General features: G+C 64.5%; 20 protein-coding genes. 12 read left to right on the forward strand and 8 right to left on the reverse strand.

Annotated features, from left to right (window positions below):
* The first annotated feature begins 11 nt into the window (after positions 1–11).
* Both MRBLWO13_RS08565 and MRBLWO13_RS08570 read left to right on the forward strand, forming a co-directional pair.
* Positions 12–1,061, forward strand: coding sequence for an aromatic alcohol reductase (locus MRBLWO13_RS08565; RefSeq protein WP_341977947.1), 1,050 nt, complete (start codon positions 12–14; stop codon positions 1,059–1,061).
* Between the two features lie 172 nt (positions 1,062–1,233).
* Entirely contained in the window at positions 1,234–1,716 is a 483-nt protein-coding gene (locus MRBLWO13_RS08570) for a hypothetical protein (protein ID WP_341977949.1), read from the forward strand.
* Here the strand turns inward: MRBLWO13_RS08570 and MRBLWO13_RS08575 are convergent.
* The 5 genes from MRBLWO13_RS08575 to MRBLWO13_RS08595 form a co-directional block, all read right to left on the reverse strand.
* Positions 1,700–2,440, reverse strand: a complete 741-nt coding sequence (locus MRBLWO13_RS08575; protein ID WP_341977951.1) for an ABC transporter ATP-binding protein — start codon at positions 2,438–2,440, stop codon at positions 1,700–1,702. The genes MRBLWO13_RS08570 and MRBLWO13_RS08575 overlap by 17 nt on opposite strands.
* Entirely contained in the window at positions 2,437–3,189 is a 753-nt protein-coding gene (locus MRBLWO13_RS08580) for an ABC transporter permease (RefSeq protein WP_341977953.1), read from the reverse strand. The genes MRBLWO13_RS08575 and MRBLWO13_RS08580 overlap by 4 nt, the downstream gene beginning before the upstream one ends.
* Positions 3,190–3,301: 112 nt before the next feature.
* Positions 3,302–4,306 (reverse strand): ABC transporter substrate-binding protein, encoded by a 1,005-nt coding sequence (locus MRBLWO13_RS08585; RefSeq protein ID WP_341977955.1) that lies wholly within the window; start codon positions 4,304–4,306, stop codon positions 3,302–3,304.
* A gap of 147 nt (positions 4,307–4,453) precedes the next feature.
* Positions 4,454–6,115 carry an amidohydrolase family protein gene (locus tag MRBLWO13_RS08590; RefSeq protein WP_341977956.1) on the reverse strand — a complete coding sequence of 554 codons (1,662 nt, stop codon included), beginning with the start codon at positions 6,113–6,115 and terminating at the stop codon, positions 4,454–4,456.
* 52 nt (positions 6,116–6,167) lie between these two features.
* On the reverse strand, positions 6,168–7,559 hold the full coding sequence (locus MRBLWO13_RS08595; protein WP_341977958.1) for an amidohydrolase family protein: 1,392 nt from the start codon (positions 7,557–7,559) through the stop codon (positions 6,168–6,170).
* Positions 7,560–7,814: 255 nt separating this feature from the next.
* On the opposite strand from MRBLWO13_RS08595, the gene MRBLWO13_RS08600 reads away from it, so the two are divergent.
* The 5 genes from MRBLWO13_RS08600 (at position 7,815) to MRBLWO13_RS08620 (ending at position 12,918) form a co-directional block, all read left to right on the forward strand.
* Entirely contained in the window at positions 7,815–8,990 is a 1,176-nt protein-coding gene (locus MRBLWO13_RS08600; protein ID WP_341977960.1) for a hypothetical protein, read from the forward strand.
* Between the two features lie 184 nt (positions 8,991–9,174).
* The gene (locus tag MRBLWO13_RS08605) at positions 9,175–9,795 is read left to right on the forward strand and encodes an NADPH-dependent FMN reductase (protein ID WP_341977962.1); all 621 of its coding nucleotides are present in this window, start codon (positions 9,175–9,177) and stop codon (positions 9,793–9,795) included.
* A gap of 111 nt (positions 9,796–9,906) precedes the next feature.
* Positions 9,907–10,326, forward strand: coding sequence for a RidA family protein (locus MRBLWO13_RS08610; RefSeq protein WP_341977964.1), 420 nt, complete (start codon positions 9,907–9,909; stop codon positions 10,324–10,326).
* Between the two features lie 78 nt (positions 10,327–10,404).
* A complete protein-coding gene (locus MRBLWO13_RS08615) occupies positions 10,405–11,883 on the forward strand; it encodes an amidase (RefSeq protein ID WP_341977966.1) in 1,479 nt (492 codons plus the stop codon).
* Positions 11,884–11,985: 102 nt separating this feature from the next.
* Positions 11,986–12,918, forward strand: a complete 933-nt coding sequence (locus MRBLWO13_RS08620; protein WP_341977968.1) for an NAD(P)-dependent oxidoreductase — start codon at positions 11,986–11,988, stop codon at positions 12,916–12,918.
* 99 nt (positions 12,919–13,017) lie between these two features.
* On the opposite strand, the gene MRBLWO13_RS08625 is transcribed toward MRBLWO13_RS08620, so the two are convergent.
* Entirely contained in the window at positions 13,018–14,052 is a 1,035-nt protein-coding gene (locus MRBLWO13_RS08625; protein WP_341977970.1) for a PHB depolymerase family esterase, read from the reverse strand.
* 245 nt (positions 14,053–14,297) lie between these two features.
* On the opposite strand from MRBLWO13_RS08625, the gene MRBLWO13_RS08630 reads away from it, so the two are divergent.
* The 4 genes from MRBLWO13_RS08630 to MRBLWO13_RS08645 all read left to right on the forward strand — a co-directional run bounded on the left by MRBLWO13_RS08630 (position 14,298) and on the right by MRBLWO13_RS08645 (position 17,782).
* Positions 14,298–15,290 (forward strand): LacI family DNA-binding transcriptional regulator, encoded by a 993-nt coding sequence (locus tag MRBLWO13_RS08630; RefSeq protein WP_341977972.1) that lies wholly within the window; start codon positions 14,298–14,300, stop codon positions 15,288–15,290.
* 981 nt (positions 15,291–16,271) lie between these two features.
* Positions 16,272–16,781, forward strand: a complete 510-nt coding sequence (locus tag MRBLWO13_RS08635; protein ID WP_341977974.1) for a hypothetical protein — start codon at positions 16,272–16,274, stop codon at positions 16,779–16,781.
* A 1-nt stretch (position 16,782) separates the two neighbouring features.
* On the forward strand, positions 16,783–17,454 hold the full coding sequence (locus tag MRBLWO13_RS08640) for a hypothetical protein (protein WP_341977975.1): 672 nt from the start codon (positions 16,783–16,785) through the stop codon (positions 17,452–17,454).
* Positions 17,455–17,473: 19 nt separating this feature from the next.
* Positions 17,474–17,782, forward strand: a complete 309-nt coding sequence (locus MRBLWO13_RS08645; protein ID WP_341977977.1) for a hypothetical protein — start codon at positions 17,474–17,476, stop codon at positions 17,780–17,782.
* 359 nt (positions 17,783–18,141) lie between these two features.
* Here the strand turns inward: MRBLWO13_RS08645 and MRBLWO13_RS08650 are convergent, their stop codons facing one another.
* Together MRBLWO13_RS08650 and MRBLWO13_RS08655 are read right to left on the reverse strand one after the other, a co-directional pair.
* Complete coding sequence (locus MRBLWO13_RS08650; RefSeq protein ID WP_341977979.1) at positions 18,142–18,918, reverse strand: CPBP family intramembrane glutamic endopeptidase; 777 nt, start codon at positions 18,916–18,918, stop codon at positions 18,142–18,144.
* A 204-nt stretch (positions 18,919–19,122) separates the two neighbouring features.
* Positions 19,123–20,718 carry a molybdopterin-dependent oxidoreductase gene (locus MRBLWO13_RS08655; protein WP_341977981.1) on the reverse strand — a complete coding sequence of 532 codons (1,596 nt, stop codon included), beginning with the start codon at positions 20,716–20,718 and terminating at the stop codon, positions 19,123–19,125.
* Between the two features lie 169 nt (positions 20,719–20,887).
* On the opposite strand from MRBLWO13_RS08655, the gene MRBLWO13_RS08660 reads away from it, so the two are divergent.
* Positions 20,888–21,754, forward strand: a complete 867-nt coding sequence (locus MRBLWO13_RS08660) for an alpha/beta hydrolase (protein WP_341977983.1) — start codon at positions 20,888–20,890, stop codon at positions 21,752–21,754.
* Position 21,755: the final 1 nt, after the last annotated feature.

A 21,755-nucleotide genomic window follows, 5' to 3' on the forward strand; every position in this document is an offset into this window, starting at 1 on the left:
TTCTGTCGGGGGTGATCGATTTGACCTTGACACTGATGTCAAAATTTACGCTTTGTGAACGGCATCGCGATCCTCGAGATGCCGCAGGAAAGGAAGAACACATGTCAGTGCGCAGCTGGGACGGCTCGTCGCGGAGGATCCTCGTCATTGGGGCGGGCGAACTCGGAATGCCCGTGCTGCGCAACGTCGCGCGCCGGGTGGCGGACATGCCGGGAGCCTCCGTGGATGTGCTGCTGCGCGCCTACACGATCGATTCAACGGTTCCGGCGAAGCAGCGCGACGTTGCGGAGATCCGCGCCCTTGGCATCGGGATCGTCGCCGGCGACCTGGTGGAGAGCACCATCGACGACCTCGCGGCGATCTTTTCGGACTACGACACTGTCATCGGCTGTACCGGGATCACCGCCGGTCTTGACACCCCAATGAAGGTTGCGCAGGCGGCGCTGCAGGCGAAGCTCCCACGGTACTTCCCGTGGCAGTTCGGAGTCGACTTCGATGTGATCGGGCGCGGGAGCCCTCAGGACATCTTCGACTCACAGCTCGACGTGCGAGACCTCCTCCGATCACAGGACGACACCGAGTGGGTGATCATATCCACAGGCATGTTCATGAATTACCTCTTCGAGCCCGGGTCGGGGATGGTCGACCTGCCGAATGACACCGTGAACGCACTTGGCACCCCGGACACCGCCGTCACCGTTACGACCCCGGAAGACATCGGTGCGCTCACCGCGGCGATCCTGTTCGCCGAGCCGCGGATCCGGAACGAGATCGTCTACGTCGCCGGCGATACCATCACTTACGGCCAGCTGGCGGAAACGCTGGAACAGGTTCTGGGGCGCTCGTTTGAGCTACGCGTATGGTCGGAGCCCCTCCTCATGGCTGAACTCGCCGCCGACCCAGACAACATGACCAGGAAGTACCGCGCAGCGTTCGCGCAGGGACGCGGCGTGGCCTGGGAGAAGGAAGGCACGTTCAACTCGCGCCACGGCATCTCGACCACGACTCTGCGCGAATGGGTGGAGCGGAACCTCGTCGATGTGGTCTGCTCTGGCGAATAGTCGAACCGCACATTGCCCGCGAAGAGCGACGCGTTGAGATGCCGTCCCGTCCGCCGCGAGGAAGCTCGAGCGAGATTGGATGCGGCTCCTAGAGTGCGGCGACGGTGATCATCGGATTCGCTCGTGCATTGCACGCTCGCGCGGTGTGCGAGCGTGCGATGATGAGAAGGAATTGGCAACGGCGTGGCAAGTCGTCGCAGTGCTGGTCGTCGTGGACGGCGGCGCCTTCTCGACAGTCCTCTACTCCATCCTCGGATCCATCGCCGCCGGGGGGCACATGGTCGCCGTCGTCACGTTCCTCGTCGCCGCCACCTCGGGGATCGACGCGGAACAGCACGGACTCGCCACTGGTCTCGTCACCATGACCCAGCAAGTCAGCATGACCCTCGGAACGCCCATCGTCTCCGCCATCACGATCGCAGCCGGCGGCCTCACCAGCCTCTTCGCACTTCGGGTCGGCATCGGAATCGATGCCGCGATCGTCGTCGTGCTCATGCTGCTGATACTGGTTGTCCTACGACGCGCCGACGGCCGACGGCCGACGGACGACGGGCGCCGTCGACGGAAACGGCACGGGTCGGTCAGACCGCGGCATGAGACGGGTAGCACCGTGCCCAACCGAGCGCACTCCAGCGACGTCAGGCGACGTCAGTGACGCCGAGGTCAGCCAGCAGTTTCGTTCTCAACTTCACGAAAGACCCGCCCGCCTTGGTGCGGGGATGCGGCAGATCGATCTGGGTGTCCGAAACGAACTTCCCGCCCTCCATGACCAACACTCGATCGGCGAGCAGGATCGCCTCCTCCACGTCGTGGGTCACAAGCAGGACTCCGGGCCGGTGGGCGCGGAACAACTCGAGCAGCAGCGCGTGCATCTTGATCTTCGTCAAAGCGTCCAGCGCACCGAACGGCTCATCAAGGACCATCAGCTGAGGCTCGCGGATGAGCGCCCTCGCGAGAGAGGCCCGCTGGGCCTCCCCGCCTGAGAGCGTGAGCGGCCAGGCATCCGCGCGGTGCTCGAGCCCGACCTCCTGCAAGGTGCGCTGGGCCCGCCGCTTCAGGTCGGAACCGGGAAGCCCGAGTGCGACGTTGCGCCATACCTTCTTCCACGGCAGCAGTCGAGGTTCCTGGAAGCCGACGGAGAGGCGGTCGGTGACGGCGATCCGGCCAGTCGCACCGGTGTCGAGTCCCGTCACGATCCGCAGGAGCGTACTCTTGCCGGTTCCCGACCGCCCGAGCAGCGCGACGAATTGTCCACTCTCGATGTCGAGGTCGATATCCGAGAGCACCTTCGTATCCCCAAACGAGCGCGACACGTCGCGCAGCGACACGACAAGGGCACCGAGGCCAACATCTGCCTTCTCGGGTGCCTTCGCACTCATACCGTCTCCAATCCCTGACGCCAGGCCAGTGTGCGCTTCTCGATGAGCCTCACGAGCAGGTCGGACAGATAGCCCGCAGCCGCGTAGATCAGGATGCCGAGCACGATCACGTCTGTGCGCAAATACAAACGCGCGTTGTTCATGAGGTACCCGACGCCCTCGTTGGCATTGACCTGCTCGCTGATGACAAGGATCAGCCAGGCCACGCCCAGTGACATCCGCAGACCAGTCAGGAATCCGGGCAGCGCGCCGGGAAGCACGATGTGCCGGATCCGTCCGATGGGTGTGAGTCGCACGATCGTCCCCACCTCCATGAGCTTGCGATCGACCCCGCGGATGCCGGCGTATGTGTTCAGGTACACCGGGAACACCACAGCCAGCGCGATCATGAGCACTTTGGACGGCTCGCCGATACCGAACCAGAGGATGAACAGCGGAACCAGCGCGAGGACCGGCACGGTGCGCATCATCTGCATGAGGGGATCGATCAGCGCGTCGCCGACCTTCCAGATGCCGGAGAGGAGTGCCATCACCAAACCGATGCTCACGCCGAGCAGGACGGCATAGGCGATTCGCTCCAGGGACACCAGCAGGTGCATCTGGAGTTCACCCGTCTGCAAGAGTTCCCACCCCGTGACGAACACCTCGGAAGGCGGAGGCAGGACGGTCGGCGGCACCAGACCGGTCATGGTCGTGACCTGCCACAACACCAGGACGATGACCGGTCCGGCCGTGCGCAACGGCTTCATGCGCGACCACCACTGAGTGCGCTTGGGTGCGTGACGCGGTTCGGGCCCGATGTTTCTCGCGTGGGGTTCGGTGAGAGCGGAGGAATTTTGCGTCGCCATGACAGGGCCGCGGTCAGCTCGCGGGAACAGAAGCGACGTCGAACACGATGTCCTTCGCCGCGAGCTTCTCGCTCAGCGTACCGATCTCGTTCCAGCTGTCGATGCTCTCCTGAAGCTCGGCGAGCGTCTGAGCGTCGTAGGCTTCGTACACGAGCAGCCGATCGAAGATGTAGTCCATCTGCTCCGGGCTGAAGTCGTTCGCGGTCTTCTGGATCGACAGATACTCGTCGGGATCCTCGATCACGTGCTGACCGCCTTTGGTGTAGCCCTTCAGCACGGCGGCCGTGACCTCGGGGTGCGCCTCGGCGAAGAAACGGGTCACGACGAGCACCGGGTAGTCGAACTTTCCGGTCAACTCGTCATCGCCGGTGATCAGCACACGTGCTCCCATCTTGGTGACGGCCGCAGGGATAAAGATGTCGAAGGCCGCCCATGCGTCGATCGAACCCTGGATGAACGCGCCGGCCGCGTCGCCTGGGCCGAGGTAGACCTTCTTGATCGAGTCGGCCGGCATGCCGTGGTTGAGCATCGCCTGGTCCACGATGTACTCGCCGGCCGCGCCCTTGGTGACCGCGACCGACTTGCCGGCCAGGTCTTCCACCGTCTTGATGTCGCTGCCGGCCGGCACCACGATCGACGAGCTCTGTCCTGCCGAGGCCTTGGCCACGCCGAGGAAGAGGTAGTCGCCGGTGCCGGTGAGTCCGGTGAGTGCCCCGGAGGTCACGATCGTGGCGAAGTCTGCCGCACCGCCGCTGAGTGCTTCGAGGGCTGGCTGGGTGGAGGGGAAGTAGCCAGCGTCCTCCGCCCCGCCTCCGGCTGCTTCGACGGCCATAGGGATGTCGTCGAAGAGGAACCCCACGTTGGTGCCGGGGGTGCCGACAGTGACGATGCGGGCGATCGGCTTCTCCGAATCGCCGCTGGTGCTGTCGCCGGTCTCGCCTGCGCAGGCGCTGACCGCGAGAACGCTCACCAGAAGAGCAGGAAGGACGGTGGTTCGGAAACGGTGACGAGCGGACACGGTGCCTCCATTGACGGGTGGGTTGGAGCATCTATCAAAAGCGGTCGTTACCGGGCCATAGTCGCGATGTTCGTATACGAACTTGCCCGTGGCGTCCATTTACGCATGCTCCCGGGAAAACTGCAACCCATTGCATTCGGGAGATGGCTACAGCGTTCCGTGGACCACATCCCCTCCGATGACGATGGCTGAGGCGCGGATCGCTCTGAGTGCGCTCGCGGGGCAAGTAAGCGGATCGTGGTCGAGCACGGCGAAATCCGCCGCCATGCCCGTCGCCAGTGCCCCGCGAGTATCCTGCTCTCCGGTGGCCGAGGCCCCGCCCCTCGCGGCTGCGATCAGGGCTTCCTCGCGAGACAGGGCATTCTCCGGTCCAATAGCGGCTCCGCTCTCGGTGAGGCGCTCGGTTACCGCGTAGATCGACTCCCAGATCGAGATCGGAACGTTATCGCTACCGAACGCGAACGGCACTCCGGCAGCTTTCAGTGCAGGCAGAGGCAGAATGCTTCCCGGGGCCGAACCACCGCGGAGGAGTGCGTCGCCGCCTCGAATCAGGGTGTACGGCGCGATGGTGGTCACCATCATCCCCAAGTGTGCGATCTGATCGATCTGTTCCGGAGACAGAACGGGGTGGTGCGACAGCACCCAGCCCAGCGGCGTGACAGGTGTGACGGCGTCGACTTCGGCGATGAGAGGCAGCAGGCGCGCGTCTAGGCCCGACACGCGGATGCCTGCCTCAGCCGCCCTGTGCAAGAGGCGAAGAAGCTGCTCCTCGGGAAGCGCCGCTCCCGTCGTAAAGCCGGCCCAGCCGGAGTGTGAACGTCCCCGAGCGCGCAGCGCGGCATCGCCGGAGCCGTCATCGATCTCGACGAACACCCCCTGCAGATCAAGGCGCGAATCGGCCGCCTGCAGTTGGCGTCGCCGGCCGGCCAGCAGCGCGCCGACCTCATCCGGATCATCCTGAGTCCAGTTGGAACTCCACATCAGGGACGCACGCAAGCCCCCAGCACCAACCTGCTGGTAGGCGTCCAGGACATCGTCCGACAGCCCGTGGCCCTCGAAGAAAGCGGTGGTGCCATAGCCCGCGTAAGCGGCAGCTCCGGCCCTGATCGCCCTGGCTCGTTGCGCGGTCGTGAACGTCGGCGCATCTGCCAGCAGGGTGTGCTCGAGGATGGGGTTTCGGACGCGCTCGACGAAGACGCCCGTCAACTCTCCTGACGAGTCGCGGAGGAGCTCGACCGTGGCGCTGGGCGACCGCGTCGTGCGCAGATCGATACCGGCCGCCCGGAGTGCGGCGGTGTTCGCCGCCGAAACAAGGTCGAGCTCCGCATTCCAGTAACCCCAGATCGGGCGGATGTACACCGGGTTGTCGGGGGCGACCCGGTCGAGTTGCGCACGAGTCGGGACGAGAGAACCCTCACCCAATCGGGCACGCTCGTAGTGCGGCGGCGCCCCGATCGGCCGAGTCACGATCCACTCGCCCGGCTCCCGGGTCTCGACCGCGTGCGCGATCACTTCGAGCACATCGGCGACGCTCACGCAGTCCTCGAAGCCGGGGAGATCTGCACCGAGACCGTAGCGGTCCAGGTGAGCGTGGGCGTCCGTGAGGCCGGGGATGACGGTTCGACCCGCGAAGTCCACCGCATCAGCAGGATCGGCGCCGGTCAGTGCCAGTACGTCACGATCGCTGCCGACGGCCACGACGGCGCCATCGCACCATGCCATTGCGGTTGCGCGCGAGGAGTGATCATCAAGGGTCAGGATGTGACCGCCGAGCGCGATCCGGAGTGGTTGAGCCTGCGTGCTGTCCATGCGTATACGATACGAGCCGCCTCTTGTCAGCCGCCCCTGGAACTCATCAGCATCAGGATGCCTTGCCCTGCCCGGCTTCGTACCGGGCGCGCAACTCCTCGTCGATCTCCGGCCACTCGCTTTCTGCGGTCCAGCCGAGCACCCAATCGCGGGCATCGTCCAGTCTGCGTCGCACGACGTTCATGTCGGACGTGAGGTGGGTGCCGTTGTGGACCACCAACTCGCCGTCGACATAGACGCTGCGGAGATTACGCGCCGTGGCCTGGTACACGACGAAATCAGCGGCGGTGCCGGCGCCCAGACCGAACGGCGCCGTGTCGATGACGAGCAGGTCAGCGCGCTTTCCTGGCGTGACCGTGCCGATCTGCTTCTCGAGCCCGAGCACGCGTGCACCGTCGATCGTCGCCATCCGCAGCAAGTCCATCGTGTCGAGGCTCGGATGCGACGCCGTTCGCGTGCCAGGTCGGTTCTGAGCGCGTTCGGTCTGTGTGTCGATCGTCCGGGTCACCGCTCGAGCGATCCGGAGCTGCGCGAACAGGCTGCCGTTGATACCCGACGGAACGTCTGTTCCGATGGAGACGGGAACACCGCGACGTCGTGCGGCGCCAACGCGAGGTGCGACGCCCATCATCGCCGCCTCCACTTCAGGTGTGAAGGCGATGGAACCGCCGTGCTCGGCGAGCAGAGCGATCTCATCGTCGTCGATGGCGGCAGCGTGCACCCAGCTCAAGTCTTCGCCGAGGAGCCCGTTCCGCGCTGACAGCGCGACCTGTCCAGGCAGGTTCGAGTGCAAGCTCTGGCGCAATCCCAGTGACCGTGCCGCGCCGACCTCCTCGGCATGCACCCTTGGAGGGACGTGGTCGATGTTGTTGAGGGCGACGCCCAGGCCCAGCCGATCATGACTCTTCCAGTCTGAGACGAGTTCTGCGAGAACATCGAACCGCTCCTGGAGCGTCGTGAATCCTTCCACGACGGCCTCTGGACGATGACGAAAACAGAACCCGAAGAGACCGCGGATGCCGGATTCGTCGAGCGCCTGCAATGAGGCCTCCGCATGCTCGCGGGAGTTGGTCGCGTGACAGAAATCGAAGACCGTGGTGGTCCCGGACAGCAGGAGCTCGATGGCGCCTCCGAGAGTGGACGCATGCATGTCTGATGCGCGGAACCTGCCCGACAGCGGATGCACGAGGCCGAAGTACTCGCGTGCCCACGTCCCGGAGGCGATACCACGGATCGCGGACTGCCACAGGTGGATGTGCGTGTCCACGAGGCCCGGCATCACGATCGCACCGCCAAGTTCGACGATATCGGCGGCGTCGGCGCGAATCGATTCGGCGATCTCGATGATGACGCCGTCCTCGATCAGCACATCACCGCCGCGTTCGCCGATCTGGTCGTCCAGAGCCAGCACATGGGCGTTTCGAAGGATCGTTCGTCGTGTCATCGTCAGCTTCCTTCCGTGGCCACCGTTTGCGGGTCAGATCACGGCGCCCTGGTGTCATGCTAGAGGTGGAGGCGCCTCAACTGCAATCGGTTGTAGTAAATTCTGAGCACGACTCGCCTGTCGTGCAGTTCCCAATGGTCTGGAACCCACGCACGCCTCTCTCTCGATCTCTTGTTTCATTGCAATCGATTGTGTAGTGTGATCGCCACATAGCGATGCCGGTGCCATCCGGTGCTGGTGAGGAAGGTGTAGATGATGACGAGCGCTCCCGAAACCCGAGCAAGCGATACAGCGATCGATCACGCCCACAGCATGTGCGACCAGCTGCGCTCTCACGCCGCGGCCGCGGACACGGAGCGCCACCTCGACCCGTCTGACGTCGAGGCGATCACCAGTGCCGGTCTGACGTCTCTGCTGACTCCGACCCGGTTTGGTGGCGGCGAGGCATCATTCCGCACCGTCGTTGAGACTGCGATCCTGCTCGGCCAGGGCGACGCGGCGGCCGGCTGGTTCATGGGTGTGAACAATGCGGCGGCATTCGTGTTCGCACTGTTCAGCGAGCAGGCCAAGGCGGAGATCTGGGCTGGTGGTGCCGGAGTCCGCGGGGCCGGCGTGCTCGCTCCGTCAGGCCACGCGGAGGCTCGCGAAGGGGGTATCGAGCTCACAGGTCGTTGGCCCTACATGTCAGGCGTCACCGTCGCAGACTGGATCTTCGTCACCGCACCGCTGAACGGGAGTCTCGGTCCGGGGGCAGAGCTCGGGTTCGTGTTGCTGCCCCGCGAAGACATCACGGTGGACGACACGTGGTTCGTCACCGGGATGCGTGCCACGGCCAGCTCGACGGCCGTGATCGACGGGGTCTTCGTCCCGGAGCACCGAATCCTTCGCTGGCGCGACTACGACAGCAGCGTCTACCAGGGCATCTACCGCTCCCATATTTATTCTGTGCTGAACATTGCGATCGTGAGCACTCTGGTCGGCGAAGCGGAGCATGCGCTCGAACTGGTCACCGGCAAAGCAGCCTCGCGGCCGATCGTGACCACGACCTACCGGACACAGGCGGAGTCCGCCGCCTTTCAGGTGGAGTTGGGGCGGGCGACCCAGATCATCGAGACCGCGCGGCTGCGGATGCTAGCCGTGGCCGATGATCTGGATCGGATCGTCGCTGAATCGAGGCCGGCCAATGATCACGAGAAGACCAAGAACCGAGCGGACTGCGCCTACGTCGCACAGGCGTGCTGGGAGGCAGTGGACGCACTGGCGAGCGCGCACGGTACGTCGACCTTCTCCCAGGTGAACCCGCTGGAGCGGATCTGGCGGAACACCGCCGTCGGAAGCCGCCATGCAGGGCTCTCCGGTCGCGTCGGATACGAACTCCTGGGGCGTGATGTTCTCGGCATCGAGACCCAGTCGATCGGGCCGACCCTCTAGGAGGAACACCCGTGGCTGCCGCGAGTGACATCGTGCGACAGCACCGGATCCAGCACGAATTCATGGATCCGTCCCAATGCCGGCGACTTCACCTGGAGTCGCCGCACGCCTCAGAACGATGCCGCCAGAGTTGGTCGGTTGCGTGACGAGATTTCAGCACTACTCGAGTTGAAGGTGGGTCACAGTGGTCAATTCCGATGGACAGATTCAGATCGCAGCAGTCTGCGGGAGTCAGCGCGCCGGCTCGTACAACGCCGGCCTCATCCGGGCTCTGCAGGAGATCGCGCAGAAGCGCGGAACCATGGTCATCACGCCGGTCGACGGTCTCTCCGACCTGCCGTTCGCCAGCGTCGAGTACTACTTCGGCGAGGTGCCGGACAGCGTGAAGCATGTTCACGGCCAGATCGGTGCGGCCGACGGTGTGATCATCGCAACGCCGGAGTTCTGCTACTCGCTCCCGGCAGTGCTGAAGAACTTCTTCGACTGGCAGACTTTGCCCGTTCCGGCGCTCAACCCGTTGCGGCACAAGCCGCTGGGGATCATCGGCGCATCGATCGGCACCATCGGCACCAATCGCGCGCAGATGGACCTGCGAAAGATCGCGCTCTACTCCGACCTCGAGGTCATGGGTCGCCCCGAGATCTACGTGAACCACGCGGGGGAGAAGTTTACTCAGGAAGGCGACCTCACCGATGAGGGCGTCCGCACCCTGCTGGAGCGCTGGCTCGACGACTACGAGGAGTTCGCCCGGTCCACGATCGCTCGCGACCTTGCGAGCAAGAACCGCGAGTACCTCGTGACGTGACAACCGAGCCGCGCACGGGGTGCGAGCCGCGTGCGCGGCACGGTATCAGTCGGTACTCGGTCCACATCCCCATGCGGGCGCATTCGCGCTCGTCACCTGAAGGGAGAGCACATGCAACCATTCAGCGATGCTGAACACCTCCTGTCGATCGGCTCGGCGGAGGAGGTGTACGGAATCCCTGGCCTCCCCTTCACGCCAGCGATTCGGGTGGTCGGCAACCACGAGCTCATCTTCGTCGCAGGGGTGCTCGGACCTCCGACGTCCGACGAGCCGTCCGATTCTGTTGAAGCAGAGGTCATCCGGGCATATCGGAACCTCGAGCGGATCCTGGTCGCGGCTGGCGGGACGCTGAGCGACATCGTGTCGATGACGAAGTACGTCCGCGACATCGAAAAGAACAACGCTGTCGTCGAGGCCGTGACCAAGACGTCACTGCCCCACCTCACGACGACGACCACTGTCGAAATCGTGCGCCTCGTTCCCGCGGCTCTCAACTTCGAAGTCAGCGCCATCGCAGCGGTCCGGACGTGACGCGATGCACATGCGCGCGACGTCCCAGCGGCTTCGACCCAAGTAATCGATCGCCAACCAACCAGATTGGGAACCATCATGTCCACTTTCGCCGGAGCGCAGGCCACTGAGATCGCGGCCGCAGTCACCTCGGGGGATCGGAGCGTTGAAGAGATCGTGGACGATGCGCTGAACGCGATCGAGAACGCGGAGCCGCACCTCAACGCTTTCACTCACATCGATCCCGAAGGCGCGCGAGAATCCGCACGCCGACTGCAGCGACGCATCCAAGCCGGCGAGGACGTCGGAATCCTTGCGGGGGTTCCGACGGCGATGAAGGATCTGTACAACATGTACCCGGGTTGGCCGTCCACCTTCGGGGGAGCGCTCCAGCGCACTGGATTCGTCGGGGACATCTCATCCACGTTTCCGCGCCGGATGGAAGCCGCGGGTGCGATCATCGTGGGGACGACCAACAGCCCGGCACTCGGATTCCGCGGGACATGCGACAACGCAATTTTCGGCGCGACGAGCAATCCTTTCGACCTGCGGCGTAACAGCGGTGGCTCCTCTGGAGGAAGCGCGGCACTCGTCGGGGCGGGTGTACTCGCGGTCGCCGACGGCACGGACGGCGGTGGATCGATCAGGATCCCGTCAGCGTGGAGCGGCACATTCGGGTTCCAGCCCTCATTCGGGCGCGTACCGATCGTCATGCGACCGAATGCCTTCGGCGGTACGGCGCCGTTCGTCTACGAGGGGCCGATCACCCGCAGCGTGGCTGATGCGGCGCTCGCACTCCAGGCGCTGAGCGGTCGTGATCGACTCGACCCATACTCGCTGAGGGAGACCGTGGACTGGAGCGGCAGTCTCGACGGCGCGATCGCCGGGAAACGTATCGGTTACACGCGGGACTTCGGAGTCTTCGCGGTCGATCGCCGCATCTCCGAAGCCGTCGAGGCGAGCCTCAATGCGTTCGAACAGCAGGGGGCGATCATCGTGCCCCTGGATGTCCGACTGCCGTTCTCTCGAACCGAGTTGAGCGACCTGTGGTGCCGCATGATCAGTACGGGCAACCTTGCTGCTGTCAAAGGATTCAGGCAGGCCGGACTCGACATGATCCCGCAGCTTCCGGATCATGTCCTGCACTGGATGGACGTCGCCGGTGGTGCCGGCTTCGACGACCTCCAGCGGGACCAGATGATGCGCACTCGTGTTCATGACATCGTCGACGGGCTCTTCGACCAGGTCGACTTCATCGCGTCGCCGACGGTCGGTGCTCTGGCGGTGGAGAATCGTGAGCACGGTGAGACGGTCGGTCCCTCGATGGTCGACGGTGAACAGGTGAATCCGCTCATCGGCTGGTGCCTGACCTACCTCACGAACTTCAGTGGGCACCCGGCTGCTTCCCTGCCGGGCGGGCTCATCGACGGCCTCCCCTTCGGCATCCAACTCATCGCCCCTCGTTTCGAGGACGGAATGCTGATGTCGGCGTGCGCACGCTTCGAAGAAGCAGCACCCTGGCGATGGATGTACGAACAGATCGCGCCCGAACTGCGTGGGGTCGCCGCCGCGGAATAGAGCCTTGAGGCACCGTGAGCGACGCCTGATGCGCAACAGCGTTGCGCGCGTACGCGGCACCTCAAAGGAAAAGCAATCGATTGTTAAATGAAGGAGCACGTTATGACCGCTAAGGCGACTGTGGGTTGGATCGGCGTAGGACGTATGGGGTACCAACTGGCAAAGCGCCTGCTGGATGCGGGATACGACGTCGCGGTCTACAACCGCACGCGTACGAAGGCCGAGGCGCTGACAGAGTACGGTGCCACCGTCGTGGACAAGCCGGTCGAGTTGGCCGACAGGGACATCGTCTTCAGCATGGTCTCTGCATCCCCAGACCTCGAGCACGTCATGCTCGGGCCCGATGGTCTGCTCACCGACAAGAGCCGGGTGCCGAAGATCATCGGCGATGCATCGACGGTCTCATCACAGGCGAGCGCCATGGTCCGTGAGAAGGCCGAGTCGCGCGGCGTGGGCTTCCTGGCCACACCTGTCTCCGGAAATCCGAAGGTCATCTCGACGGGCAAGCTCACTGTGGCCGTCTCCGGCCCACGCGACGTCTTCTCGGTTGCGCTTCCACTTCTGGAGACGTGGGGACGCGGCGTCACGTACGTCGGCGAGGGGGAAGTCGCTCGTACCGTGAAGATCGCGCACAATGTGTTCCTCGGTGTCGTGACCCAGTCTCTCGCCGAGATCACGGTTCTCGCTGAGAAGTCCGGTGTCACGAGGGAGGCATTCCTCTCCTTCCTGAACGACTCCGTCATGGGGTCCGTCTTCACTCAGTACAAGACGCCTGCCCTGGTGAATCTGGACTTCACGCCCACGTTCACTCATGAGCTGCTCCAGAAGGACTTCGACCTCGGTCTGGCGGCTGCGCGCGAACTGGGCGTCGTCATGCCCGTCGCCTCGGTGACACGCAACATCGTCGCTCAGGAAGTCGGCAACGGCAATGTCGAGCAGGACTTCGCCTCGCTCATCCTGACGTCCGCGCATGGCTCGGGGTTGGATCTCCTCCCCGAGGGCGTGGCCGTCAGCGACGGCCTGGAGGAGGAATGACCAGCCTGCAGTTCAGCGGAATGGTCTTCGTCGCGAACCATTGCTGAGCACAGCACTCGGGGTGGGGCCGAGCCTCTCGACCCCACCCCGAGCGTCGTGTCAGGAGGCGGGCAACTGGTGGCGGGAGAAGAACTCCCACATCAGTTCGCTGGCGTTGATGGACATGTCAGTCGGTCCGAACGGGTCTTCGGGCAGAATGAATCCAGCTCCCGGCCACGTGTGTCCGCCGCCTTCGACGGTGTAGAAGATGACTTCGGCATCCTCTGGGCACGGATACGCCGCGCTCTTGACAGTCGGAGTCACCGATTCGATCGTCGGTTCGCCTTCGCAGCCGTTTATGGACGCCCACTGCTCGACGGCGGTATCGACTCCGTAGCCGAAGTTGGTCGTAGTGCCGGTGCCGCCCGTGAACCTGTTGATCGGATCCGCATCGCCATGAAAGGCGATCACGGGGACGGGACGCGCGGGGTGGCAGTCCGTCGGGTCCGGCTCCGGGCCGGCCCGCAGGCCGCCGACGGCGCCGAACGCCGCGATCAGATCTGCATTCGTGCACGCGAGACGCGAGGCCATACGTCCACCCGCTGAGAATCCCGTTGCATAGATGCGTGTCGCATCGGTGCAGACGACCTGTTGCACTTCTTCGATGAGGTCTCTCACCATGAGATCGTCATCGGGTGTGCCCTCGGCTGCCAACTCCGTCCCGCCGTACAGCGGGAATCCGGGGAAGTTCCAGATGTATCCGCGGGTGAACTCGACCGCTCCTGTCGGAGATGCGATGGCGAAAACATGCTCGTCCGCCACCGACATCATGGCGCTGTAGGCGAGGTGTTCCGCCCCGTCGCTCGTGCTGCCGTGACCGTTGATCACGATGGGGATCGGCGTATGTCCGTCGTAGTCGGCAGGGACGTAAAGCTGGAACGGCCGAGACACGCCACCGGACTCCAGGGGAACCTCATTGATGCCGGGCTCGACGTCCAGTGCGCAGCTCTCCGCGGAGGGGGTGCTCGTCGCTTCTGTCGTGAGAGTAGGTACGCATGCGGTGAGGCCTACTGCTGTCGCAAGTGCCGTGATCATCGCGCCGGCTCTGGTGCATCGGCGCAACTTCCGGGCCGCCGCGGTTGTCGTGTCGGGCATGGCTGTGTCCTTTCCGTTGTGTTTCGACGGCGCACCTGTCATGGCCAGACAGATTCTGCAATCGATTGCGGTAGCTTAGGGGCGCGCAAGGATCAGCACAAGAGGTTTAGCAATCGGTTGTAGAGTCGTTTCGACTTCGGGCGAGAGCCGTCCATGGAGGGTGTGCCAATAGCATGTTCGTTGCAGAGCATGAGGTAGTCAGGGGTGAGGCAACGGTGCGTAACGGACGTCCGACGATTGCCGACGTGGCCGCGCTCGCGGAAGTCCACAAGGGCACCGCTTCCCGCGCGCTCAATGCCAGCACGAGGTCGATGGTCAACGCGCGGACCGTTGAGCGCGTTGTTCGCGCCGCAGAGCAACTGGGCTATGTTCCGAATACTCTTGCGCGCGGCCTTCGCACGAACAGTTCGATGACCGTGGGTGTCGTCATCCCAGACATCACCAATCCGCTTTTTCCGCCTCTTGTTCGCGCAATCGAAGCCCACCTGCAACCCCATGGTTACTCCGTCCTCATCGCGAATACAGACGGTTTCGCGGCGGGTGAACGCGGCGCACTCACGTCGTTGCTCGATCGGCGCGTCGACGGATTGATCATCGCCTCAGGCCAGCGCGACGAGTCGCCGATCGCCGATCTCTACGAGGCGGGAGTGAAGGTGGTGCTCCTGAACCGTGACGCTGGCCCCGTGCCCTATCCGCTCGTGGCCGGCAACGATGCGAGCGGCATCACGGCGGCTGTTCGCAGTCTTCACGATCTCGGGCACCGTCGACTTCTGCACATCGCCGGGCCGAGCAACCTCTCGACGAGCACGACGAGAGCCGACGCCTTCGAAGCGGCGTGGCGTTCCTTCGGTGATATGACGGGAACGGTTGTGATCGCCCAAGCTCTGTCGATCGAGGCGGGTCGTGCGGCGATGCTGCCTCTTCTCCACGACCGATCTCACGGCGCCACCGGTGTCGTGGCCAGCAACGACCTGATCGCCGTCGGAATCCTGCGTGCCATGAGGCAGACCGGGATCGAGTGCCCTCGTGACATGTCGCTCATCGGCTTCAACGACGTTCAGTTCGCAGAGGACTTGGCACCGCCGCTGAGCACCGTTCGTGTTCCGGCGACGAGCATGGGCATCCGCGCCGCTCAGCTTCTGCTGGAGGCGCTTTCCGGTGCCGAGCAGGTGCAGGAGACGATCATGCTTCCGGTCAGCCTGATCATGCGCGGATCGACCGCGGCGGTATCAGGGTAATAGTCTGACGAGCGTGGGTGCCCGCTTTGTCGGGAGGCCCACTCTCGTCATTGTGAGCTGTCGGGCTGAACCCTCGGAGCACTCTGCAGCAGGTCGACGGGCAACGAGATTGGATAGTAGGGTCACGAACCCTACTATTCATGTGAGGGGCACGAACCTTGCCGGGTGCGGTGTGGCTCAGACATATCCCAGCATGGAATTCAGATCCCACGGTCCCCAGCAGTGTCCCAGAACGGCCCGAAGTGGATAGGAACGCGCGGACTCAGCGCGAACCCGCGCTGCCGTTGATGTGGTGTGTGGTGTGCGGCAGGCATGTGGGAAGTGCATGTTTTCGCCTGTGATGGGCGCAAGACGGCCCTGCTAAGGTGGATTCCCTTTTCGGACATTAGAGGTATAAGCGGCAACCAGAGGTCGGAGTCCCATCGTCTCCGGCAGGAGTCGCGGCCGGGCTTCTAGATTCACGACGACCACGAAGCTCGCAAGAGCCCTCGATCTGATGCTCGCACTCACGCGTCGCGCGCTGACCAATCGGCGTGGAGTCTCGTGGCAACGTCGTGGCAACAACTGAATCCAATCGACTCCGAACCACCTGATCGCCCGCGAACTCGAATCCCAGTGGTTCCGCGCGAAACGAGGCTTTCATATCGAGCCTGATCTCGTCTTCATGGGTTCAAATCCCACCGTCACCGCCATGGAAACCCCCTCTTCGTGAGGGGGTTTCTTTCGTGTTCGGCGCAGGCAGATACCGAGATCTCCGTCTCCGACGGCAACGGGCGCATCAGGCATCGTCGAGCATGCGGCACTCGTCAGGATCAGCGGAGCGCACCGCGATGTATCAGCGAGCTGCCGACCGCGCTCTTCCTAGTGGGCGACCTAACGGGGTCGTCAGATTCAGAAGAATGCACTCGACGAGATCGATGTCATCGGAAGCGGCCGTCAGCGCCGTTTCCATCCGCATCGATCTATGGAAGGAAGATTCGTATGAGCACCCTGAATGTGGAGAGTTTCGGGTCCGTGGAACTCCTGCGCGCGTACCGGACGCTGGGCATGTCGCCCGGCGATCTGGCGACCGTGATCGAGGACGAGGCCCGACGCATCATCGAGGAGGCCGGCGGGAACCGGCAGAGGGCGATCGGTCTCGGCATCCGGCGCATGCGCGCCAACGGCCTCATCGCCGACGTCGACGTGAAGCGCCTGGAGCAGGTGGCCCGCATCGTCTTCCAGGTCGACGCGGGGAAGCAGTCCTCCGAGGACGCCACGGCGACGCTCGACACGCTGTTCCGGGAATCACTGGACGATCCCGATGCGAGCGCGATGGGCTCGACGATGGTCGGTGCCACCTACGCCGCGCGGAACAGCACGGTCGCCCCGGCGGCAGGGTTGTTCGGCATGCTCATCGGCGGACTGCTCACCGGAGGATCGGGAGGCATGCTGATCGGCGGTCTCATCGGCTGGGGTGTCGGCAAGGTCTGCGGAGACGAGGAGGATTGACATGGCCATTCTGAGACTCACATCGATCGCCTGCCTGGGGCAGGCGGAGACCTTCAGCGATGAGCTGTACGTGACGTTCAACGGCACGAAGAGGGCCCTGCCCAACATGACCAAGGGCGACACGAAGACACTCGGCGATGAGTTCCTCTTCGACGGGTCTCGGCAGCTCAGCCTGTTCGAGAACGATGGAGACCACTGGTACGACCGGGACGACTTCATCGCGAAGCACACGGTCACCGAGTCGCCGGGGGACTCGACGCTCGACTTCGCGACGAACAGCGGCAACGCCGCAGGCGCGCACTACGCCCTGAGCGTGCGGGTGGGCTCGCCGGCTGGTTCGGCCATCCTCCGCCTCCGGTCGATCACGTGTCTGGAGCAGGCGGAGACGTTCGCGGACGAGCTGTATGTGACCTTCAACGGAACGAAGCGCGCGCTGCCGAACATGACCCAGGGACAGACGCAGGTCCTCAGTGATGAGTTCCTCTTCGTCGGCTCGCGGGAACTCAGTCTGTTCGAGAACGATGGAGACCATTGGTACGACCGGGATGACTTCATCGCCAAGCACATGATCTCGACATCGCCGGCCGATCTGACGTTCGAATTCGAGGCGACCAGCGGCAATGCCGAGCCCGCGCACTACGCGCTCAGCGTGAGCGTCGCGGCTGCGCCCTAGAAGGGAAAGAGGATGCGCCATGCCAGTGAGAGAGAAGTTCGTCCGCGCAGGAGACTGGCGGACCTTGGAAACCTTCTGGAACGTGACGACCACGGCTTGGTTCCAGGGTCCAGCCGGCGCCGAGGTCAAGATCCGCTACTCCGGCTGGTGGTTCGGTGCTGACCGGCAGCGCCAACGCCTCGACGGAACCACCGTGAAACGACTCGTCATCAGCCGCTGGTCCGTGTTCACTGCTCGTCTCCAGATTCGAGTGCAGGCCGACACCGCCGTCATCTATGTGGTCGAGCCCGGCAACGTCGCGAACCTGCCACCCGGCATCTCGTTCTAATCCCACGGCGCCACTACCCGCAACTGCAGCGGGCGTATGACGCACACCGAGACCCATGGAGTCGACGGCGTTCATCCCGGCCGATGAGTTGCGCCGAGCATCGATGCCGATGTGGGAACAACTGAATCGAATCGACTCTGATCCGCCGGATCGAATCCGAGGCGAACCCAAGCGATTCCGGCCGAAATCCGGCATTCACGTCGAAGCTGATCTCGGATCTATGGGTTCAAATCCCACCGTCACCGCCATGGAAACCCCCGAGAAATCGGGGGTTTTTCCGTATCCGGGGTTCGGTTCCTGGCTGAGGGCGCCGGAATCGTAGACGCCCCACGCACGTGCGTCGGGCCGATCCTCGGACTCTATGCCGGTGCGGCCGTTGCGGGCATCGCTCCGGTCGGCTTCTCATCCGTGCCCTTGATCACCCAGTGGACGACGGCGACAGCGAGAATGCCGATGACCGGTGTCAGGAAGGCCGCCCAGGCGGTGCCGAGAGGGGCGAAGCCGACCGAGAAGGCGGCGACATCCCAGATGCCGTGCAGGGCCATGGCCCAGATGAGGGAGCCGGTGACCCGACGCACGATGTAGAAACAGGTTCCCGACATCGCGGCGAGCACCACCTGTCCGAGAGTGTTCAAAAATGGTGCACCGAGGGCGGCGTTGATGAGGTGCATCGCGCCGAAGAGGAGCGAGGTGAGCAGCCAGACCCAGACCTCGGAGAGGCGCGAGCGGAACGCTGTCAGCAGGAGGCCTCGCGTCATCAGCTCTTCGCAGAATCCGACGGCGACTCCGAGGGCGAGCAATGACAGGAGGAAAGACGCGTCGAACTTGGACCAGTCGGTGCTGAACAGGTTCACCACGGCGACGACGAGCATGATCGCCGGGACAAAGATCGGCCATTTGTGATGTGACCGCTTCCGCTCGAACAACGCAGGCTTCCACCATCCCAACAGCCAGGTGGTGATGGCGAGCAGGACAGCACCGGCCGCGAGGTCGAGCACCGCTCCGCGCCAGGTGAACTCGGCGGACTTCCCGATGTCGGTGTACGCGACCCCGCTGAGTTTCGATACGACGAAGATGACGAGGACGTATCCGACGTAGATCGCCAAGCCGATCCAGATACGAGGGGTGACGCGCATGCGCTGTTGCCTTCCGTCGGCGAGCAGTTCCAATCCCAACCTATCGACGCTCGGCTTGGGAGTTCTACCCACGGAGTATTCGGGGTGACGGTGGGATCACCTCCCACCGTCACCGCCCGAGAAACCCCGAGAAGTCGGGGGGCTTCTCCATTCCCAGGGGCATGCGTGGCGACATCGGCGACGTCTGCGGCCATCGCACTCGGATCAGGTGACGCGGATGAGCGAGCGCTGCCAGCCCGACGATCCGTCGGGAGCGATCGGTGCGCGTTCCTCGATCTGGAGGTCGCCGTTCTTGTTCACCGCGCGGACGGCGACGTAGTGCGTGCCGGGAGTCGCGTCCCACTCCATGAACCACTGCACCCACGTGTCGTCGTTGATGGGCGTCGACATGGTGGCGGGCATCCACTCGCCGTCGTCGATGCGCACCTCCACGCGCTCGATCCCCACGGACTGCGCCCAGGCCACGCCGGCAAGGGGGATGGTGCCCGCCGGAACGGCCTGGCCGATGCTGGGGGTGTCGAGCCGGGACGAGAACTTGATGGGCGCCTCTGCGCTGTACCCGCGCGGAGTCCAGTAGGCCTCGTCGTCGGCGAAGGTGGTGACCTTGAGCTCGGTCAGCCACTTCGTCGCCGACACGTAGCCGTAGAGTCCTGGTACGACCATGCGCACCGGGAAGCCATGCTCGAGCGGGAGCGGTTCGCCGTTCATACCGACCGCCAGGATCGCGTCGAGGTCCTCGTCGGTCAAGGCCGCGAGCGGTGTGCTCGCGGTGTATCCATCGACGCTGCGCGACAGCACCATGTCGGCGCCGGCCTTCACGCCGGCCTTCTTCAGCACGTCGCGCAACGGCACGCCGAGCCACATCGCGTTACCCACGAGCTCGCCGCCGACCTCGTTCGAGACGCAGGTCAGGGTGATCGCGTATTCGTCGAGACCCATGTCGAGGATGTCCTGGAACGACATCTCGATGCGCTGGTCGACCATCCCGTCGATCACGAGACGCCAGGTCTCTGGATCGATCGTCGGAACTGTGAGGGCGGTGTCGACGCGGTAGAAGTCCTTGTTCGGCGTGAAGAGGGTGCTCAGGCCCTCGATGTCGAGTTCTGCCCCCTTCGGAACCGTCACCTTCGTGCGCGCGGCCGGGAGTCTGAGAGCGCTGCGGATCGAATCGACCGACCCCACCGCCATGCTCACGGTGCGCGCCGTGATGCCGACGATGACGGCGGATGCTCCCGAGATCGCGGCGAGTATGAAGAAGCGGCGGCGGTCGAAGCCCTTCGGGGCGGCTGGGTTCTCGGGTACTGCGTCGGTCAGAATGTCGTCCGACCGCTCCCCGAGCGCCGTGTCCCGCCATGTGCGCAGGCGACCGATGAGCAGGATGAGGATGAGCGCGCCGGCGATCGTTCCGAGGAGGGGCGGTACGAATGCGAGCGGCGTCACGCCGGCGCGGGTGACGATCGCAGCGGTCGACAGTACACCCGCGATGATCAGTGCGACGACGCCGAGCGGCGGGCGCACCCATTGCAGCACGCCGGCGATCGCCGAGGCGATGACCACGGCGAGGCCGAGCCCCGCCAGCAGGGCGATCTTGTCGTACTCGCCGAACGTGGCGATCGCGAACTCCTTGAACGGCTGCGGCACGATGTCGATCACGAAGCCGCCCACCGCCAGGATCGGACTGGCCGCGCGCGCGAAGAGCAGTGCGAACAGCTCGGCGGTCGCCAAGAAGACGGCGCCGCCGATCACGCCCGCGAGGGCAGCCCACGCGATGAATCGTCTTCCGCTGCGGCGCTGGGCCATGATCGTCTCCTGTCCACCGGGGTGTTCCCTGGTTGTTCGGAGGCGACGCCCGAACGGATCGGACGACCTGCCCGTGCATCGGTAGCAGTGGCATCCGAAAGCAGCTAGCGCCCTACGGATGCCGCGCCATACGATCCAATGAGATCGCTCACCATGGAGGAGTCCGTCGATGACGCAGCACACGCTCGAGCTACCAGAGGTCGACCTCGTCTACGACGTCCACGGACCACTGCCGACCGTGGATGGCCGTCCGCCGCTGGTCATGATCGGCCAGCCGATGGACGCGAGCGGTTTCCAGGCCCAGGTGAAGCTGTTCGAGGATCGCACCGTCGTGACCTACGACCCGCGCGGACTGGGTCGGAGCACGCGGAAGGATGGCGAAGTCACGAACCGGCCGGAGACTCAGGCCGAGGACGTTCACGCGATCATCGAGGCGCTCAATTCCGGACCTGTAGACATGCTCGCCAGCAGCGGCGGGGCGGTGACCGCGCTCGCTTTGGTCACGGCATACCCGCACGACATATCGACCCTGGTCGCGCACGAACCGCCGATCGACTGCGTGCTGCCGGATGCGGAAGCTGTCCAGCGAGCTCGAGCGGCCTACACCCAGGTGTATCAGGACAGGGGCTGGGGCGCCGGGATGGCAGCGTTCATCGCGATGACCTCGTGGGAGGGCGAGATCACCGACGAGTACCTCGCTCAGCCGGCGCCGGACCCGGCCGCATTCGGGATGCCGACCGAAGACGACGGCACGCGGGGGGACCCGCTGCTGTCGGACCGGTCCTGGGCAGTGTGCCTCTATGAGCCAGGCCTCGAGGCCCTGAAGGCGGCGCCGACCCGCATCGTCGTCGGCGTCGGTGAGGAGTCACTGAAGGTCTACACGGGTCGGACTGCGATCGCCCTGGCTGAACAGCTCGGCCAGGAGGCGACGGTCTTCCCCAGCCACCACGGAGGCTTCATGGGTGGCGAGTTCGGCTACGCCGGCCAGCCCGAGGCCTTCGCGGCCAAGCTCCGCGAAGTACTGAACCTGACCTGAG

The organism is Microbacterium sp. LWO13-1.2, from assembly GCF_038397725.1.
Taxonomy (GTDB): Bacteria; Actinomycetota; Actinomycetes; order Actinomycetales; family Microbacteriaceae; genus Microbacterium.

Bases quoted from the DNA above. Each gene is read 5' to 3' on its own strand.
- MRBLWO13_RS08575 (WP_341977951.1), bottom strand. From the start codon at position 2,440: ATGAGTGCGAAGGCACCCGAGAAGGCAGATGTTGGCCTCGGTGCCCTT.
- MRBLWO13_RS08580 (WP_341977953.1), bottom strand. From the start codon at position 3,189: ATGAAGCCGTTGCGCACGGCCGGACCGGTCATCGTCCTGGTGTTGTGG.
- MRBLWO13_RS08590 (WP_341977956.1), bottom strand. From the start codon at position 6,115: ATGGACAGCACGCAGGCTCAACCACTCCGGATCGCGCTCGGCGGTCAC.
- MRBLWO13_RS08595 (WP_341977958.1), bottom strand. From the start codon at position 7,559: ATGACACGACGAACGATCCTTCGAAACGCCCATGTGCTGGCTCTGGAC.
- MRBLWO13_RS08600 (WP_341977960.1), top strand. From the start codon at position 7,815: ATGACGAGCGCTCCCGAAACCCGAGCAAGCGATACAGCGATCGATCAC.
- MRBLWO13_RS08610 (WP_341977964.1), top strand. From the start codon at position 9,907: ATGCAACCATTCAGCGATGCTGAACACCTCCTGTCGATCGGCTCGGCG.
- MRBLWO13_RS08615 (WP_341977966.1), top strand. From the start codon at position 10,405: ATGTCCACTTTCGCCGGAGCGCAGGCCACTGAGATCGCGGCCGCAGTC.
- MRBLWO13_RS08620 (WP_341977968.1), top strand. From the start codon at position 11,986: ATGACCGCTAAGGCGACTGTGGGTTGGATCGGCGTAGGACGTATGGGG.
- MRBLWO13_RS08625 (WP_341977970.1), bottom strand. From the start codon at position 14,052: ATGCCCGACACGACAACCGCGGCGGCCCGGAAGTTGCGCCGATGCACC.
- MRBLWO13_RS08635 (WP_341977974.1), top strand. From the start codon at position 16,272: ATGAGCACCCTGAATGTGGAGAGTTTCGGGTCCGTGGAACTCCTGCGC.
- MRBLWO13_RS08640 (WP_341977975.1), top strand. From the start codon at position 16,783: ATGGCCATTCTGAGACTCACATCGATCGCCTGCCTGGGGCAGGCGGAG.
- MRBLWO13_RS08645 (WP_341977977.1), top strand. From the start codon at position 17,474: ATGCCAGTGAGAGAGAAGTTCGTCCGCGCAGGAGACTGGCGGACCTTG.
- MRBLWO13_RS08650 (WP_341977979.1), bottom strand. From the start codon at position 18,918: ATGCGCGTCACCCCTCGTATCTGGATCGGCTTGGCGATCTACGTCGGA.
- MRBLWO13_RS08655 (WP_341977981.1), bottom strand. From the start codon at position 20,718: ATGGCCCAGCGCCGCAGCGGAAGACGATTCATCGCGTGGGCTGCCCTC.
- MRBLWO13_RS08660 (WP_341977983.1), top strand. From the start codon at position 20,888: ATGACGCAGCACACGCTCGAGCTACCAGAGGTCGACCTCGTCTACGAC.